At 48.2% G+C, this 15,543-nt stretch carries 16 protein-coding genes; all 16 read right to left on the bottom strand.

Features of this window, described 5'->3' with window-relative positions; genetic code table 11:
* Window positions 1-40: 40 nt before the first annotated feature.
* The 16 genes from glmS to mnmG all read right to left on the bottom strand — a co-directional run bounded on the left by glmS (window position 41) and on the right by mnmG (window position 15,518).
* Entirely contained in the window at window positions 41-1,873 is a 1,833-nt protein-coding gene (glmS, locus tag NV375_RS09055) for a glutamine--fructose-6-phosphate transaminase (isomerizing) (protein ID WP_258807866.1), read from the bottom strand.
* 5 nt (window positions 1,874-1,878) lie between these two features.
* Entirely contained in the window at window positions 1,879-3,243 is a 1,365-nt protein-coding gene (gene glmU, locus NV375_RS09050; protein WP_258807864.1) for a bifunctional UDP-N-acetylglucosamine diphosphorylase/glucosamine-1-phosphate N-acetyltransferase GlmU, read from the bottom strand.
* 295 nt (window positions 3,244-3,538) lie between these two features.
* Entirely contained in the window at window positions 3,539-4,081 is a 543-nt protein-coding gene (locus NV375_RS09045; protein WP_258807862.1) for a hypothetical protein, read from the bottom strand.
* 119 nt (window positions 4,082-4,200) lie between these two features.
* Window positions 4,201-4,617 carry a F0F1 ATP synthase subunit epsilon gene (locus NV375_RS09040; protein ID WP_126834356.1) on the bottom strand — a complete coding sequence of 139 codons (417 nt, stop codon included), beginning with the start codon at window positions 4,615-4,617 and terminating at the stop codon, window positions 4,201-4,203.
* A 16-nt stretch (window positions 4,618-4,633) separates the two neighbouring features.
* The gene (gene atpD / locus NV375_RS09035) at window positions 4,634-6,019 is read right to left on the bottom strand and encodes a F0F1 ATP synthase subunit beta (protein WP_258807861.1); all 1,386 of its coding nucleotides are present in this window, start codon (window positions 6,017-6,019) and stop codon (window positions 4,634-4,636) included.
* A gap of 39 nt (window positions 6,020-6,058) precedes the next feature.
* Complete coding sequence (gene atpG / locus NV375_RS09030) at window positions 6,059-6,931, bottom strand: F0F1 ATP synthase subunit gamma (RefSeq protein WP_258807860.1); 873 nt, start codon at window positions 6,929-6,931, stop codon at window positions 6,059-6,061.
* 55 nt (window positions 6,932-6,986) lie between these two features.
* Window positions 6,987-8,528, bottom strand: a complete 1,542-nt coding sequence (gene atpA / locus NV375_RS09025) for a F0F1 ATP synthase subunit alpha (RefSeq protein ID WP_258807858.1) — start codon at window positions 8,526-8,528, stop codon at window positions 6,987-6,989.
* 14 nt (window positions 8,529-8,542) lie between these two features.
* Complete coding sequence (gene atpH, locus NV375_RS09020; protein ID WP_258807856.1) at window positions 8,543-9,076, bottom strand: F0F1 ATP synthase subunit delta; 534 nt, start codon at window positions 9,074-9,076, stop codon at window positions 8,543-8,545.
* Window positions 9,077-9,094: 18 nt separating this feature from the next.
* The gene (atpF, locus tag NV375_RS09015; RefSeq protein WP_126772400.1) at window positions 9,095-9,565 is read right to left on the bottom strand and encodes a F0F1 ATP synthase subunit B; all 471 of its coding nucleotides are present in this window, start codon (window positions 9,563-9,565) and stop codon (window positions 9,095-9,097) included.
* 48 nt (window positions 9,566-9,613) lie between these two features.
* Entirely contained in the window at window positions 9,614-9,847 is a 234-nt protein-coding gene (gene atpE, locus NV375_RS09010; RefSeq protein ID WP_034733567.1) for a F0F1 ATP synthase subunit C, read from the bottom strand.
* 54 nt (window positions 9,848-9,901) lie between these two features.
* Entirely contained in the window at window positions 9,902-10,759 is an 858-nt protein-coding gene (atpB, locus tag NV375_RS09005) for a F0F1 ATP synthase subunit A (protein ID WP_258807854.1), read from the bottom strand.
* A 16-nt stretch (window positions 10,760-10,775) separates the two neighbouring features.
* On the bottom strand, window positions 10,776-11,162 hold the full coding sequence (locus tag NV375_RS09000) for an ATP synthase subunit I (protein ID WP_258807853.1): 387 nt from the start codon (window positions 11,160-11,162) through the stop codon (window positions 10,776-10,778).
* Between the two features lie 74 nt (window positions 11,163-11,236).
* The gene (locus NV375_RS08995) at window positions 11,237-12,142 is read right to left on the bottom strand and encodes a ParB/RepB/Spo0J family partition protein (protein WP_258807852.1); all 906 of its coding nucleotides are present in this window, start codon (window positions 12,140-12,142) and stop codon (window positions 11,237-11,239) included.
* A gap of 14 nt (window positions 12,143-12,156) precedes the next feature.
* Window positions 12,157-12,954 carry a ParA family protein gene (locus tag NV375_RS08990; protein WP_126772390.1) on the bottom strand — a complete coding sequence of 266 codons (798 nt, stop codon included), beginning with the start codon at window positions 12,952-12,954 and terminating at the stop codon, window positions 12,157-12,159.
* A 6-nt stretch (window positions 12,955-12,960) separates the two neighbouring features.
* A complete protein-coding gene (gene rsmG / locus NV375_RS08985) occupies window positions 12,961-13,596 on the bottom strand; it encodes a 16S rRNA (guanine(527)-N(7))-methyltransferase RsmG (protein ID WP_258807851.1) in 636 nt (211 codons plus the stop codon).
* A 20-nt stretch (window positions 13,597-13,616) separates the two neighbouring features.
* A complete protein-coding gene (gene mnmG / locus NV375_RS08980) occupies window positions 13,617-15,518 on the bottom strand; it encodes a tRNA uridine-5-carboxymethylaminomethyl(34) synthesis enzyme MnmG (RefSeq protein ID WP_258807849.1) in 1,902 nt (633 codons plus the stop codon).
* Window positions 15,519-15,543: the final 25 nt, after the last annotated feature.

Below are 15,543 nucleotides of genomic sequence, written 5' to 3'. Positions count from 1 at the left end.
AAAGGCGCCGCAGCGCCTTTTTTAGCTTCGAAATTCAGAGTTATTCAACCGTCACCGATTTCGCCAAGTTACGCGGTTGGTCAACGTCGGTGCCTTTGATGATGGCCACGAAGTACGACAGCAACTGTAGCGGAATGGTGTAGACGATAGGGGCAATGAGTTCGTCGCAGTGACTGACGTTGATCACGTGCATGCTTTCGTCGCTTTTGAAGTTGGCATCGCGATCGGCAAACACATACATGATGCCGCCGCGGGCACGGACTTCTTCAACATTCGACTTCAGTTTCTCAAGTAGCTCATCATTCGGAGCGACGACGATAACTGGCATTTCAGCGTCAATCAGGGCCAACGGGCCGTGCTTGAGCTCACCCGCAGCGTAGGCTTCAGCGTGAATGTACGAGATCTCTTTGAGCTTAAGTGCGCCTTCCATCGCGATCGGATATTGCGAGCCTCGGCCTAGGAAAAGACTGTGATACTTGTCGGCAAATTGTGGCGCTAACGCTTCGATTTCGTCGCTCAACAACAACGCTTCTTCCAGCTTCGCTGGCAAGGTTTTCAGGCCTTTGACAATCACATCTTGTTTGTCTGCCGCAAGGCCACGGGATTGCCCAAGGGCTAACACCAGCATCATTAAGCCTACCAACTGCGTGGTGAAGGCTTTGGTTGAGGCCACACCGATTTCAGTACCGGCGCGGGTCATGTACGCTAGGTCAGACTCGCGAACCATCGAAGAGGTCGACACGTTACAGATGGTCAAAGAACCTTTGTAGCCGAGCTCTTTCGACAAGCGCAATGCCGCCAAGGTGTCTGCAGTTTCACCAGACTGTGAAATCGTCACCAGCAAACTGTTTGGATGCACGTGCGACTGGCGATAACGGAACTCGGAAGCAATTTCGACATTACACGACACGCCAGCAAGCGCTTCGAGCCAGTAACGCGCAACCATTCCAGCGTGGTAAGAGGTGCCGCAGGCCACAATTTGCACGTGCTCAACACTCTTCAACAGCGCCATTGAGCCTTCACCGAAAGCGTTGTCAGCGACACGCCCGTCGACCAATCGGCCCTCTAACGCGTTACGCACTGCCGCTGGCTGCTCGTGGATCTCTTTGAGCATGAAATGACGATAATTGCCTTTGCCGCCAGCGTCATACTGGCCGTCAGACTCGTGCACGTCACGTTCGATGCGCGCTCCCTGCGCGTTATAAACTTTCACCTCAGTGCGGCTGATATCAGCCATATCACCTTCTTCAAGGTACATAAACTTGCGCGTAACAGGTAACAACGCCAACTGGTCCGAAGCGATAAAGTTCTCGCCGATACCTAGGCCAATCACCAGTGGGCTGCCTGAACGCGCGACCACTAAGCGACCTGGTTCTTGGCAATCCATGACCACAGTGCCATAAGCGCCTTCGAGTTGCTTCACCGCCGCTTGTACCGCTTCAAATAAGTCGCTGTGCGTCTTTTTCTCGTGGTGTACCAAGTGACAAATCACTTCAGTGTCAGTGTCGGAACGAAATTCGTAACCGTGGGCACGCAATTGCTCACGCAGTTTGTCGTGGTTTTCGATAATGCCGTTATGAACAACGGCAATACAGTCGTTAGAAATATGCGGATGGGCGTTTGCTTCAGTCACGCCACCATGGGTTGCCCAGCGCGTATGCGCGATACCTGTAGTACCACTTAGCGGGTGTTCACCGACTGCATCTTTCAATTCTTGAACTTTACCTGTACGACGAATGCTTTCAATAACGCCATCTTCGCTCAATACGGCAAGGCCAGCAGAGTCGTAACCACGGTATTCAAGGCGCTTAAGGCCTTCCAGCAGGATTTTGCTAATACGGCGCTCGGAAGTGGCGCCTACGATTCCACACATACGTCTTATCCTTTCTTTTGCGGGCGTTGCCAGCCCGTCATATTGCGTTGTTTACCACGGGCGATACCCAGCTCGGCATCCTCCACATCCTTGGTAATGGTCGAGCCAGCACCAACTGTGGCTTGTTTGCCAATGCGAACCGGCGCAACCAAAGAGCTATTGGAGCCGATAAAAGCACCATCGTCGATTTGGGTGGTGGACTTATTCACGCCATCGTAATTGCAAGTGATGGTACCTGCACCAATATTCACCTGCTCACCGATGATCGCATCGCCTAAATAGGTGAGGTGATTGGCTTTTGAACCTTTACCGAGCTTCGACTTTTTCATTTCAACAAAGTTGCCGACCTTCGCGCCCTGTTCAAGTACCGAGCCCGGACGCAGGCGAGCATAGGGGCCAACTTCGCATTGTTCGCCAACTTGTGCTTCTTCAACAATGCTATGGGACTTAATACGCGCACCCGCAGCAATTCTGCAGTTACGCAAAATACAGTTGCTTTCAATAACAACGCCTTCGCCAAGCTCGACATGACCTTCAAAGATCACATTCACATCAACTAGGACGTCATTGGCAATTGTGACCGTGCCGCGCACATCAACACGGGCGGGGTCGAGCAGTGTAGCGCCATCGAGCATTAGCTGTTCGGCTTGGCGTTGTTGATACGCACGCTCAAGCGCTGCAAGCTGTACGCGGTTGTTCGCGCCCTCGACTTCATGGATGTCTTGCGGTTGGGTCGAAGCTATCTGTACACCTTCTTGAGCAGCCATCGCAACGATATCGGTCAGGTAGTATTCGCCCTGTGCGTTGTGATTCGATAACGCTCCTAGCCAACGTTTTAGCGCTTTTCCTTGCGTCAGCATCATGCCAGTGTTGGCCTCAGTCACCTTCAATTGCGCAGCCGTTGCGTCTTTTTGCTCAACGATGCCAGTGATGTTGCCATCAGCGTCACGCAAGATGCGCCCATAACCTGTTGGATCGGGTAGGTTGACGGTCAGTAAAGCAAGCTCTGAATTTTGGCCTGCTTCGACTAAAGCTTGTAAGGTCTCAACGCGCGTTAACGGTACATCACCATATAAAATCAGCACATGTTCATCATCGCCAAGATGCGGTACCACTTGCTGCACCGCATGACCAGTACCAAGTTGCTCGGCTTGCTCAACAAAATTAAGCGCTTGCCCACCAAGGCGATCTAACAATACTTCAGCACCGTGGCCGTAAATTACATGAATGGCGCTCGAATCAAGCTGCCGTGCGCTGTCGATCACATGTTGCACCATCGCTTTGTGGGCAACGGGATGTAGCACTTTAGGCAATGCCGAACGCATACGCGTGCCTTTGCCAGCAGCCAGAACCACTACACTCAATGCCATGAATTCGTCCATTTTTCAGTTGGTGAATTGGAAAGCCCTATTCTAGCGGGATTACAGTAAATTAACAGGTGGAAAATTGCTTTGTGTGACGCCGGGTTAATGACTTTGCAGAATATTTGCACAGCAAAAACGAATGGGCTCTAAGTTGAATTGCGGATGTCTGGTCTTTTATTAAACTCTAATTTCATGCTACTTAAGCCTTTCAGGCCACTTTTAGTCTAAGCGAACCAGAATAGACATAAAAGCACATCATTAGTCAGGGGCCCTCGCACAGGCGGCCCCATCAATCTAACATCTACTTCAGGAATAATTCATCGAATTGAGGATGGTTAAAGATTTTGTAGATAAGCTCTTTAACAGTCGGAGCAAAGGCTTTAGGCATGTCCGAACCGCAAGCTATACCGCCGACAAAACTAGCGTCAAACTCTCGCTTATGCTTAACCTGAAAGCTCTCTCCCTGTGCATTTGAAACTGTTAAATCCAATGTCCAGTGCGCATCAGTCATTCCAGAGCTCACATCCGTATCGTTTAGATGGCCTTTAATTAAAACCCCCTCTTTCTCAGAGTATGCACTTGCCATTTTCAACTCTTCGATTAAGGCTTGTTCAATATACTCTTGAAACGATAGGCCATCGCTTAGTTCCACATTATTTGCCAAACGACACATCACCTTGTAATCGGTCGTCGTAGCCGTAAAATCAGCAACTTTGAATTTTCTATCCTGAGCTTTAATTATATTTTGGTTATCTGCCGACGCATGGTACCGATCAACCGGAATTGCACACCCCGAAAGCACACCAACTAAAACCACAACAAGCAATATTTTTAATTCTTTCATTTGTTTCCCTACTCTATTTTATTATTAGTTATTAACTTAATTGCGACTTAAATATAAACTAACAAAAACAAAAAGCCCAGCTCGAGGCTGGGCTTTTGCTTCTATTAGGCTGGACCAGATTATTTGCGGATTTTGCGAATAATCTGCAATTGTGCCAACGCCCGAGACAGTTCTGCCGCCGCTTCTGCGTAGCTAAGATCAGAACTTGAATCTGCGATTGCTTCTTCAGCACGTTTCTTCGCATCAAGTGCTTGTTGTTCGTCAAGCTCTTCACCGCGAACGGCTGTATCAGCCAAAACCGTGACGTTGTGTGGCTGCACTTCCAGCACACCACCAGCAACGTAGATGATTTCTTCTTCACCGCCTTCTTTTACCACTCGCACCATACCTGGCTTGATTTTGGTAATTAAAGGCGCGTGACCAGGGTAAATACCCAATTCACCTTCGCTACCGGTCACTTGCACGGTCTCAACGGCGCCAGTAAACAAACTGTCTTCGGCGCTGACCACGTCAAGGTGTACAGTTTTTGCTGCCATTTAAACCTCCCGGTTCTTACATTTTCTTGGCTTTTTCGGCCGCTTCTTCGATGCTGCCAACCATGTAGAACGCTTGTTCTGGAAGGTCATCATAGTCACCGTTTAAGATGCCTTTGAAGCCAGCGATTGTGTCTTTCAACGCAACGTATTTACCAGGTGCACCGGTGAATACTTCAGCTACGAAGAAAGGCTGCGACAAGAAACGCTGGATCTTACGAGCACGGGCAACGGTCATCTTGTCTTCTTCTGACAATTCGTCCATACCCAAGATGGCAATGATGTCTTTCAGCTCTTTATAACGCTGCAATACAGACTGCACGCCACGTGCTACGTCATAGTGCTCTTTACCGATAACTTGCGGGTCAAGCTGACGTGAAGTTGAATCCAGTGGGTCAACCGCAGGGTAGATACCCAAAGACGCGATATCACGTGACAATACAACGGTCGCATCCAAGTGCGCGAAGGTTGTTGCTGGTGATGGGTCAGTCAAGTCATCCGCAGGTACATATACGGCCTGGATTGACGTGATTGAACCGGTCTTGGTTGAAGTAATACGTTCCTGAAGTACACCCATCTCTTCAGCAAGTGTCGGCTGATAACCTACCGCTGATGGCATACGACCCAACAATGCAGATACCTCGGTACCGGCTAGGGTGTAACGATAGATGTTATCCACGAAGAACAAGACGTCACGACCTTCGTCACGGAACTTCTCTGCCATGGTCAAACCGGTCAACGCTACGCGAAGGCGGTTACCTGGAGGCTCGTTCATCTGACCGTAGACCAATGCTACTTTGTCGAGTACGTTTGAATCTTTCATCTCGTGATAGAAGTCATTACCCTCACGCGTACGCTCACCAACACCGGCGAATACTGAGTAGCCGCTGTGCTCGATAGCGATGTTACGGATAAGCTCCATCATGTTTACGGTTTTACCAACACCGGCACCACCGAACAGACCAACTTTACCACCTTTGGCGAACGGGCAAATCAAGTCGATAACTTTGATACCTGTTTCCAAAAGCTCAGTTGCGTTTGACTGGTCTTCGTACGAAGGCGCTTCACGGTGAATAGACATACGCTCTTCTTCGCCGATGTCGCCCGCTTCGTCGATTGGCTCACCCAATACGTTCATGATACGACCGAGGGTTTGTTTACCCACAGGAACCATGATTGGCTCGCCAGTGTTTTCTACTGTAATACCACGACGCAAACCATCGGTTGTACCGAGTGCGATACCACGCACGATACCACCGCCTAGCTGCTGCTGAACTTCCAAGGTCAAACCCTTGAGGTCACCGTCGGTCACCTTCAGCGCGTCGTAGACCTTTGGCACGCTTGATTGTGGAAATTCGATATCCACAACCGCGCCAATAATTTGCACGACCTTACCTTGACTCATGACATTTCCTCTAACTCTAAAATTCTTGCAAGCTTCGCCTTAAACCGCTTCGGCGCCCGATACAATTTCCGAAATTTCCTGCGTGATAGCTGCCTGACGTGCCTTGTTGTACACGAGCTGCAACTGATCGATGAGGTCTTCGGCGTTGTCGGTAGCGGCTTTCATAGCCACCATCCGCGCTGCCTGTTCACTAGCGATGTTGTCCACCACACCTTGGTACACGGTTGATTCGACGAAACGACGAATCAAGGTATCCAAGATAGACTCTGGTGCTGGCTCGTACAGGTAATCCCAGCTACCTGCTTGCACGCGATCACGTTCTTCGCCTTCAGCTTTCGGCAACGGTAGCAACTGCGCTATCGTTGGGTCCTGCTTCATGGTGTTCACAAACTTGTTGTACACCACGTAAAGACGATCGATGCTGCCTTTATCGAAAGCATCCAACATAACTTGTACGGTGCCGAGCACATCATTCACGCTTGGCTTATCGCCAAGACCTGATGTTTGCGCTAGTAAACGGCCTCCAAAGCGTTTAAAGAAACCCGTTGCCTTGCTGCCAATCGCCGCAAAATCAACTTCAATACCTTGGTCTTGTTGTTCTTTAGCATGCTTAACCACCGCTTTAAATTCATTGGTGTTTAAGCCGCCACACAGACCACGGTCCGTTGAAATGACGATATAGCCAACTCGTTTCACTTCACGTTCTTCTAAGAACGGATGCTTGTATTCCAAGTTAGCGTGGGCAACATGGCCGATCACCTTGCGAATGCTGTCGGCATACGGGCGGCTAGAAGCCATCCGTTCCTGCGCCTTTTTCATTTTCGACGCAGCAACCATTTCCATTGCGCTGGTGATCTTCTGAGTATTGTTAATACTCCCGATCTTGGTTTTTATCTCTTTACCGCCGGCCATGATAATCTCCTGTTAACTCAACGACGTGTGGCCACGCTTAGGTGGCCACTGCTCATTACCAAGACTGCGTCTTTTTGAAGGTTTTCAAACCTTCGTGCAGCTTAGCTTCGATGTCGTCGTTATAGTTGCCAGTTTTATCAATATCAGCCATCAGATCGGCGTGCTCGCTCTTCATGTACGAAATTAACGCACTTTCAAAGTCGAGGATTTTGTCCTGCGCCACATCTTTGAGGTAGCCTTTTTCAGCTGAGAAGATAGACACTGCCATCTCTGCAACGCTCATTGGCTCATATTGGTTCTGTTTCATCAGTTCGGTGACACGTTGACCGTGTTCAAGCTGCGCACGTGTTGCTTCATCAAGGTCAGAAGCAAACTGAGCGAACGCCGCAAGTTCACGATACTGGGCCAATGCCAAACGAATACCACCACCAAGCTTCTTAACGATCTTAGTTTGTGCTGCACCACCTACACGCGATACCGAGATACCTGCGTTAACAGCAGGGCGGATACCAGCGTTGAACAAGTCAGTTTCCAAGAAGATCTGACCATCAGTGATTGAAATCACGTTGGTAGGTACGAATGCCGATACGTCACCCGCTTGGGTTTCGATGATTGGCAATGCGGTTAGTGAACCGGTTTGACCTTTGACTTCACCGTTGGTGTATTTTTCAACGTAGTCCGCATTCACTCGTGCTGCACGCTCAAGTAGGCGTGAGTGCAAGTAGAATACGTCACCAGGGTAAGCTTCACGACCTGGCGGACGACGTAGCAACAATGAGATTTGACGATAAGCAACAGCTTGCTTCGACAAGTCATCGTAGACGATCAATGCGTCTTCACCGCGGTCACGGAAGTATTCACCCATGGTACAACCTGAATAGGCTGCCAAGTATTGCAACGCTGCTGATTCAGAAGCAGATGCTGCAACAACAATGGTGTTTTCCAAAGCGCCGTGCTCTTCAAGTTTGCGTACCACAGAAGCGATGGTCGACGCTTTCTGACCGATAGCTACGTACACACACTTAATACCAGAGTTTTTCTGGTTGATGATGGCGTCAACTGCCAAAGCTGTTTTACCAGTCTGACGGTCACCGATCACCAACTCACGCTGGCCACGACCGATTGGAATCATCGCATCGATAGACTTGTAACCAGTTTGCACTGGCTGATCTACTGATTGACGTTCGATAACGCCAGGTGCGATTTTTTCAACAGGTTCAAAGCCATCAGCTTCGATAGGACCTTTACCGTCGATTGGCTCACCCAAGGTGTTCACAACGCGACCCAATAGGTTACGACCTACTGGTACTTCAAGGATACGGCCTGTTGATTTAACTTTAACGCCTTCTTGCAAGTCCGCGTACGGACCCATTACTACGGCGCCTACAGAATCGCGTTCCAAGTTCAACGCGATGGCGTAACGATTGCCAGGAAGCTCAATCATCTCACCTTGCATACAGTCAGCAAGGCCATGAATGCGGATGATACCGTCGGTTACCGAAACGATAGTACCTTCGTTACGAGCTTCACTGACCACTTCGAACTGTTCAATACGTTTCTTGATCAGTTCAGCGATTTCATTTGAATTCAGTTGCATGCTCAAGTCCCCAATTAGGATTGCAGTGCATGGGCAAGCCGATCGAGCTTACCGCGCACCGTACCGTCAATCACGGTGTCACCAGCTTTAATGTATAAGCCACTGACAATCGCTGCATCGACACTGCAATTCAGCTTAACTTTGCGTGAAAAACGTTTTTCTAACGTCTGTGCTAGATTGTCCTGCTGCTTCTTGGTCAATTTGACCGCAGAGGTCACTTCTACAGTGACTTCTTGCTCGTGTTCTGAGCGCAGTTCGCTGTAAAGCTTCTCGACAGCAGGTAAGGCTTTCAAACGGTTATTCTCCGCCATCAAACGTACGAAGTTTTGGCCTTTCTCATCCAGTTGTTCGCCGCAGACGTTAACGAAAACCTCTACCTTTTTCTCTAGCGTTTCGGCACTACTCAAAAAAGTGGCCATGCCTTCATCGCTCGCAACAGCGGCGGCAAAGGTAATCATTTCATGCCATTTTTCGATTGCGCCGTGCTCTAGTGCAAAATCAAAAGCTGCTTTTGCATAGGGGCGAGCAACCGTAGTCAATTCTGACATTTGCACAAACCCCTTTGGTTAGAGTTCAGCGACCAGTTTTTCAACGATGTCACTGTGAGCGTCTTTATCAATTTCACGCTCAATGATTTTGCTAGCACCAGCAACAGCCAATACTGCTACTTGCTTGCGCAGCTCTTCGCGTAAGCGGTTGCGCTCTGCTTCGACTTCAGAGTGGCCCGCAGCAACGATTTTCTCGCGCTCTTGCTCGCCACGCTTTTTGCCGTCTTCGATTGTTTCGTCCGCGCGTTTTTTCGCTTGGGCGATAATCTCTGCAGCTTGCGCTTTCGCGTCTTTAAGTTCGTCAGCAACTTTAGCTTGCGCTTCTTCGAGGCTTTTCTCAGCTTTTTCACCAGCTGCTAGGCCATCGGCAATCTTCTTCTGACGAGCTTCAATCGCATTGTTTAGCGGTGGCCAAACAAACTTCATGCAGAACAGCACGAAGACGATAAACGCGATTAATTCACCGATCAGGGTCATATTTAAACTCATAGACCCACCCTCCTATTCGTTCAGTTGTTCGAGAAAGTTAATCGAGCCTTACAGAACGAACAACAGAACCATGGCGATACCAACACCGATCATTGCTACCGCATCGATCAGACCCGCCAAGATGAACATTTTAACTTGCAGAGAAGGCGCTAATTCTGGCTGACGTGCACACGCTTCCAAGAATTTACCACCCATGTTACCGAAACCAACTGCAGTACCGATTGCACCGAAACCGATCAATAGTGCTACAGCGATATATTTAAGACCTAACATTAGTTCCATTGTTTTCTCCGATATTTCAAAGGTTGAAGTTAAAAATAAAAGTTAATAGCAAAACTAGTGACTTTCTGAGCTGGCCATACTTAAGTAAACAATGGTCAGCATCATGAATACGAACGCTTGTAACACGATTACCAGAATGTGGAAAACGGCCCAAACAAAATGCAACGGCAACTGCATAAGGCCAATCGCACCAATCAAGATGAAGATCAGCTCACCGGCATACAAGTTACCGAACAGACGCAGTGCGAGCGAGAACGGCTTCGCAACCAACGCGATGGTTTCGAGCAACAAGTTAAACGGAATCAAGAGGATTTGAACCGCCATGTTGCTAGAACTAAACGGGTGCAACGTCAGCTCTTTAATAAAGCCGCCGATGCCTTTCATACGAATACCGTAACCGATCATCAATAAGAACACGCCAAGCGCCAGCGCTGCGGTCATGTTGATGTCTGTGGTCGGTACGATCTTCATGTAAACATCATGGGAGTCGACGCCAAAGCCGGTCTCACCAACCCAGCCTGCAAATGCTGGCAGGAAATCCACTGGGATTAAATCCATCAAGTTCATCAGGAAAACCCAGACGAAGATGGTCAATGCCAATGGTGCAATAAGCTTACTTTTACCGTGGAAGGTGTCGCGCACGTTGTCCGAAACGAACTCAACGATCATTTCGATGAAACACTGGAATTTACCAGGAACACCGGTATTCGCTTTTTTCGCTGCGCTACGGAAAATCATTAAGAACAGGATGCCCAGTCCGATCGACCAAGCGAGTGTGTCTATGTGCCACGTCCAGAACCCGGCTTCACTACACGCTTTATTAAAGGCTAAACCATTTTCGGTAGAGCACATTTTGGCGTTAGTTAAGTGGTGCTGAATGTGACTCTGGAGCGTTAACTCTTCTGCAGCCATCTTAATTCCCACAAGTTTAAGTTGATTTTAAAAACAAAATCGGTGCCAACCATTGCACGATCAAAACTGCTATGTAGCCGCTACAAACCGCAACCAGCGGGAGCGAGGTCAACAATAGCAGTGCGACCAGCAAGATTACTGTGAGGCTAATTTTCAGCGCCTCACCGGCAAAAAAATTACTGACGACTTGTTGCGCCGCACGCGCGCCGCCTTGAGCAAAAGCGCGCCATGCAAACAGTGCTGTTGGAAGCATGACGGTTAGACCACCGCCAACAACACCCCAAAAATATTCATACGATGTCGCCAAAGAAAACGTGCAGGCCAATAAAAACAAGGTACCTGCTTGGGCTCGCAGCAGTTTTACGGCGAGCTGTTTTCCGGCATGTGTTAACGTTCCACTCACGGGCTCAGAACCTCAGTTAAAAGCCCGCGATAGTATAAAGATTTGCGCTCTAATTGCAACAAAATGCAAACGGCTTAAGCATCATCAGGCAACTGAAAGTGAGTGAGTATACCGTCAAGCTCATCTAAACTACTGTAATTTATCACCACTTTGCCTTTGCCTTTGCGGCCATGATTAATCGCAACTGCAGCACCTAAGCGATCGCTCAAACGTTGTTCCAAGCGCTGAATATCGGCATTTGGTTTTTGTGGCTCAACTGGTTTTTTCGGTTCCAGTGTAAGTCGCACCAACTTTTCTGCCTCACGCACAGTCATCGCTTTTGCAGCAATAGTACGCGCAACTTCGCTTTGTTGTTCACCCTGAAGGGCAAGAAGTAGTTTGGCGTGGCCATGTTCAATGTCACCACGTTCAAGGAGGGTTTTGGTTTCGTGTTCTAAGTTGTTTAAACGCAATAAGTTAGTGACGGTTGCGCGTGATTTACCCACTGCGTCAGCAACCTCTTGATGGGTCAGTTGAAATTCATCCAACAGACGTTGCAAGGCAGTTGCTTCTTCCATTGCGTTCAGATCTTCACGTTGAATGTTCTCGATCAACGCAATAGCAACTGCAGCTTCATCGGGTACGTGTTTAACCAAACAGGGCACTTCACTCAAGCGCGCCATTTGAGCCGCACGCCAACGACGCTCACCGGCGATAATCTCGTACTTATCTTTCTCAATTTCGCGCACCACAATCGGCTGAATGATGCCTTGCGCTTTAACTGAAGCGGCAAGGTCTTCAAGTGCTTCAGGCGACATATCCTTGCGCGGCTGGTATTTACCTGGCTGCAAAAACTCAATCGGAAGTTTCTGAAGTTCGCCTTTGCTGATATCCTGTACGTCATTGCCCTCAGGCTGCTCATGTTCGAGCTCACGAGCATGCTTACTGGTGGTTAATAACGCGTCCAAGCCGCGTCCTAGTCCTCGTTTCTTGGCAGACATAGCTCGTGGTTTCCTCAGGCTTCAGCCGCTGCTTCGGCTTTTTTTAATTGTTCTGCGCGGCGAATCAGTTCGCCTGCTAGCGAGAGATAGGCTTTTGCCCCGGTAGATGATTTGTCGTAGTACATAGCTGGAGCACCAAAACTTGGCGCTTCAGCCAAACGCACGTTGCGCGGAATCACCGTGCGATAAACCTTATTGCCAAAATGCGCTTTAAGTTGTTCTGAAACATCGTTCGCTAAGCGATTACGCGGATCATACATGGTGCGCAAAATACCTTCGATTTGCAGCCGCGGATTTACCGCTTCAGCTAAACGCTCGATAGTATCCATTAGGGCTGTTAACCCCTCGAGTGCGTAATATTCGCACTGCATAGGAACTAAAATGGAGTCGGCTGCCGCCATGGCGTTCACCGTCAACATGCTTAGTGACGGGGGGCAATCAATAAAAATGAAGTCGTAGTTATCACTCACTGGTTTGAGTGCACTGGCCAGTCGTTGCTCACGGGCAAATTCTTCCATGAGTTTAACGTCAGCTGCGGTCACGTCACCATTGGCAGCAATCAAATGATATTTACCGTTCGTTTCTGTGACAACTACATCTTGAAAAGGCTTTTGATCAACCAGTAATTCGTAAGCGGTATTTTCGATATCGTATTTATCGATACCACTACCCATGGTGGCATTGCCTTGTGGATCGAGATCAATCAACAACACTTTACGCCGTGTCGCGGCCATCGATGCCGCCAAATTCACCGCCGTGGTGGTTTTACCCACGCCGCCTTTCTGATTTGCAATGGCAATGATTCTACCCACGGGCGTTTAACCTCTTGTTGAGATGATAACTAAGTGACGCTCTGCATCGACTTCAGGTACCTGCAGCGCAATGACGTCGTCCACCTGAAATTTATCGGCTGGAAAATCAGTTGCTAATGCAGTGATTTCAGCTTCAGGATAGACGCCTTTTAAAGCGTAAAACTTACCTTGTGGCTTTGGCAAGTGCTGACACCAATTCAGCATATCACTAAGCGAGGCAAAGGCTCTACTGATGACTCCATCAAATTTAGTTGGGTCATCGAATTCTTCCACGCGGCTTTGCACAGCTTTAACATTCTTAAGCCCTAGTTCGTGACAAACTTGGCGAATAAAACGAATGCGTTTACCTAAACTATCAAGCAATACAAACTCTTTATCCGGTTGTGCAATCGCGAGCGGCAAGCCTGGTAATCCAGGTCCGGTGCCAACGTCGATAAAACGTTCACCTTGAAGATAAGGTAACACTACCAGACTATCGACAATGTGACGACTCAGCATTTGCTGTGGATTACGTACCGACGTCAAGTTGTATGCTTTATTCCATTTATCCAGCAATTGCACCAAACGCACGAGTTGTTGTTGCTGCTCGGGTGCAATGGTGAGCCCTGCACGCTCAATAAGTTCTGCTAATTTTTTCTGCATGCTCGTTTCGATAACCACGGTTAGGCGCTTTTGCGCAACAATCCTTGTTTTTTCAAATGAACTAATAACATTGAAATAGCCGCCGGAGTGACGCCTGAAATACGCGCTGCTTTACCGACGGTTTCAGGTTGATGCTCATTCAGCTTGGCAATCACTTCATTCGATAAACCTTTGATGCTGGCGTAATCAAAACCCATCGGCAAACGCGTATTTTCATGGCGTTGCTGTTTTGCGATCTCGTCTTGTTGGCGAGCGATATAACCAGCGTACTTGGTTTGAATTTCGACTTGTTCCGCTGCTTCGTGATCAGAGAGGCCTGGACCTAACACATCGATCGCCATCATCGCTTGATAGGTAATTTCTGGTCGACGTAACAGATCTTCACCGTTGACTTCTTTCGTGATTGGCGTTTTCACCAATTCGTTGACTGCTGTAACCGCTGGGTGATCTTTGTGGATCCAAGTACTGCGTAAGCGTTGTTGTTCTTGTGCAATAGCTTCCATTTTTTCGCTAAAGCGCGCCCAACGAGCATCATCAACCAAGCCGAGTTCACGGCCTTTTTCGGTTAAGCGCATGTCAGCATTATCTTCACGCAGCAATAAGCGGTACTCCGCCCGAGAGGTAAACATGCGATAAGGTTCTTTGGTACCTAGCGTCGAAAGATCATCGATCAGCACACCCATATAACTATTATCTCGACGTGGTGCCCAACCTTCTTTGTCTTGTGCTTGCAGAGCAGCGTTTAAACCAGCTACTAAACCTTGTGCACCGGCTTCTTCATAACCCGTCGTTCCATTAATTTGGCCGGCAAAGAACAAACCATGAATGTATTTGGTTTCTAAGGTTTGTTGCAGATCACGTGGATCAAAATAATCATATTCAATAGCATAACCTGGGCGCGTAATATGCGCATTTTCAAAACCTTTTATGGAACGCACCAATTCAACTTGTACGTCAAATGGTAAGCTCGTTGAAATACCATTTGGATAAACTTCATGCGTATTTAATCCTTCCGGTTCAACGAAGATTTGATGCGAGGTTTTATCAGCAAAACGCATTACTTTGTCTTCGATCGATGGACAATAGCGTGGCCCAACGCCTTCAATAACGCCTGAATACATCGGTGAACGATCTAAACCACCACGAATGACATCGTGAGTGCGATCGTTGGTATGAGTGATGTAACAACTAATTTGTTGAGGATGATCTTCGGGTTTTCCCATAAACGAGAACAACGGTGTTGGTGTATCACCGGGTTGTTCTTGCAGTTCGGAAAAATCAATTGATTTTGCATCAATACGCGGTGGTGTACCGGTTTTCAAGCGATCAACACGCAAAGGTAACTCACGTAAACGCTTCGCTAATGCATTTGCTGGAGGATCACCAGCGCGGCCGCCTTGATAATTTTCTAGACCAATATGAATTTGGCCACCCAAAAATGTGCCAACCGTTAAAACCACTGTTTTCGCACTAAATTTCAGACCCATTTGGGTGACAACGCCAACCACACGATCGTTTTCAACGATCAGATCATCACAAGCTTGCTGAAATAGATTTAGATTCGGTTGATTTTCAAGTAATTCGCGGATTGCAGCTTTGTACAATACACGATCGGCTTGTGCTCGCGTAGCACGAACTGCTGGGCCTTTGGATGAATTCAGCGTACGAAATTGAATACCTGCACGATCAGCTGCTAGTGCCATAGCGCCGCCTAAAGCATCTATTTCTTTTACCAAATGTCCTTTACCAATACCACCAATGGCTGGATTACATGACATTTGACCTAAGGTTTCGATGTTATGCGTCAACAATAGCGTTTGACAGCCCATACGTGCTGCAGCAAGCGCTGCTTCAGTACCAGCATGTCCACCACCAATGACAATAACGTCATAATGCTGATGGTAAGTTGGAGTATTCGACATAAACGTAATCCTAGAGCCTTACGAG

It is taken from the genome of Pseudidiomarina sp. CB1, assembly GCF_024752025.1.
In the GTDB taxonomy this organism is placed as follows: Bacteria; Pseudomonadota; Gammaproteobacteria; order Enterobacterales; family Alteromonadaceae; genus Pseudidiomarina.
The sequence above is the reverse complement of the archived record's forward strand: the minus strand, read 5'-3'. Positions and strand labels throughout refer to the sequence as shown.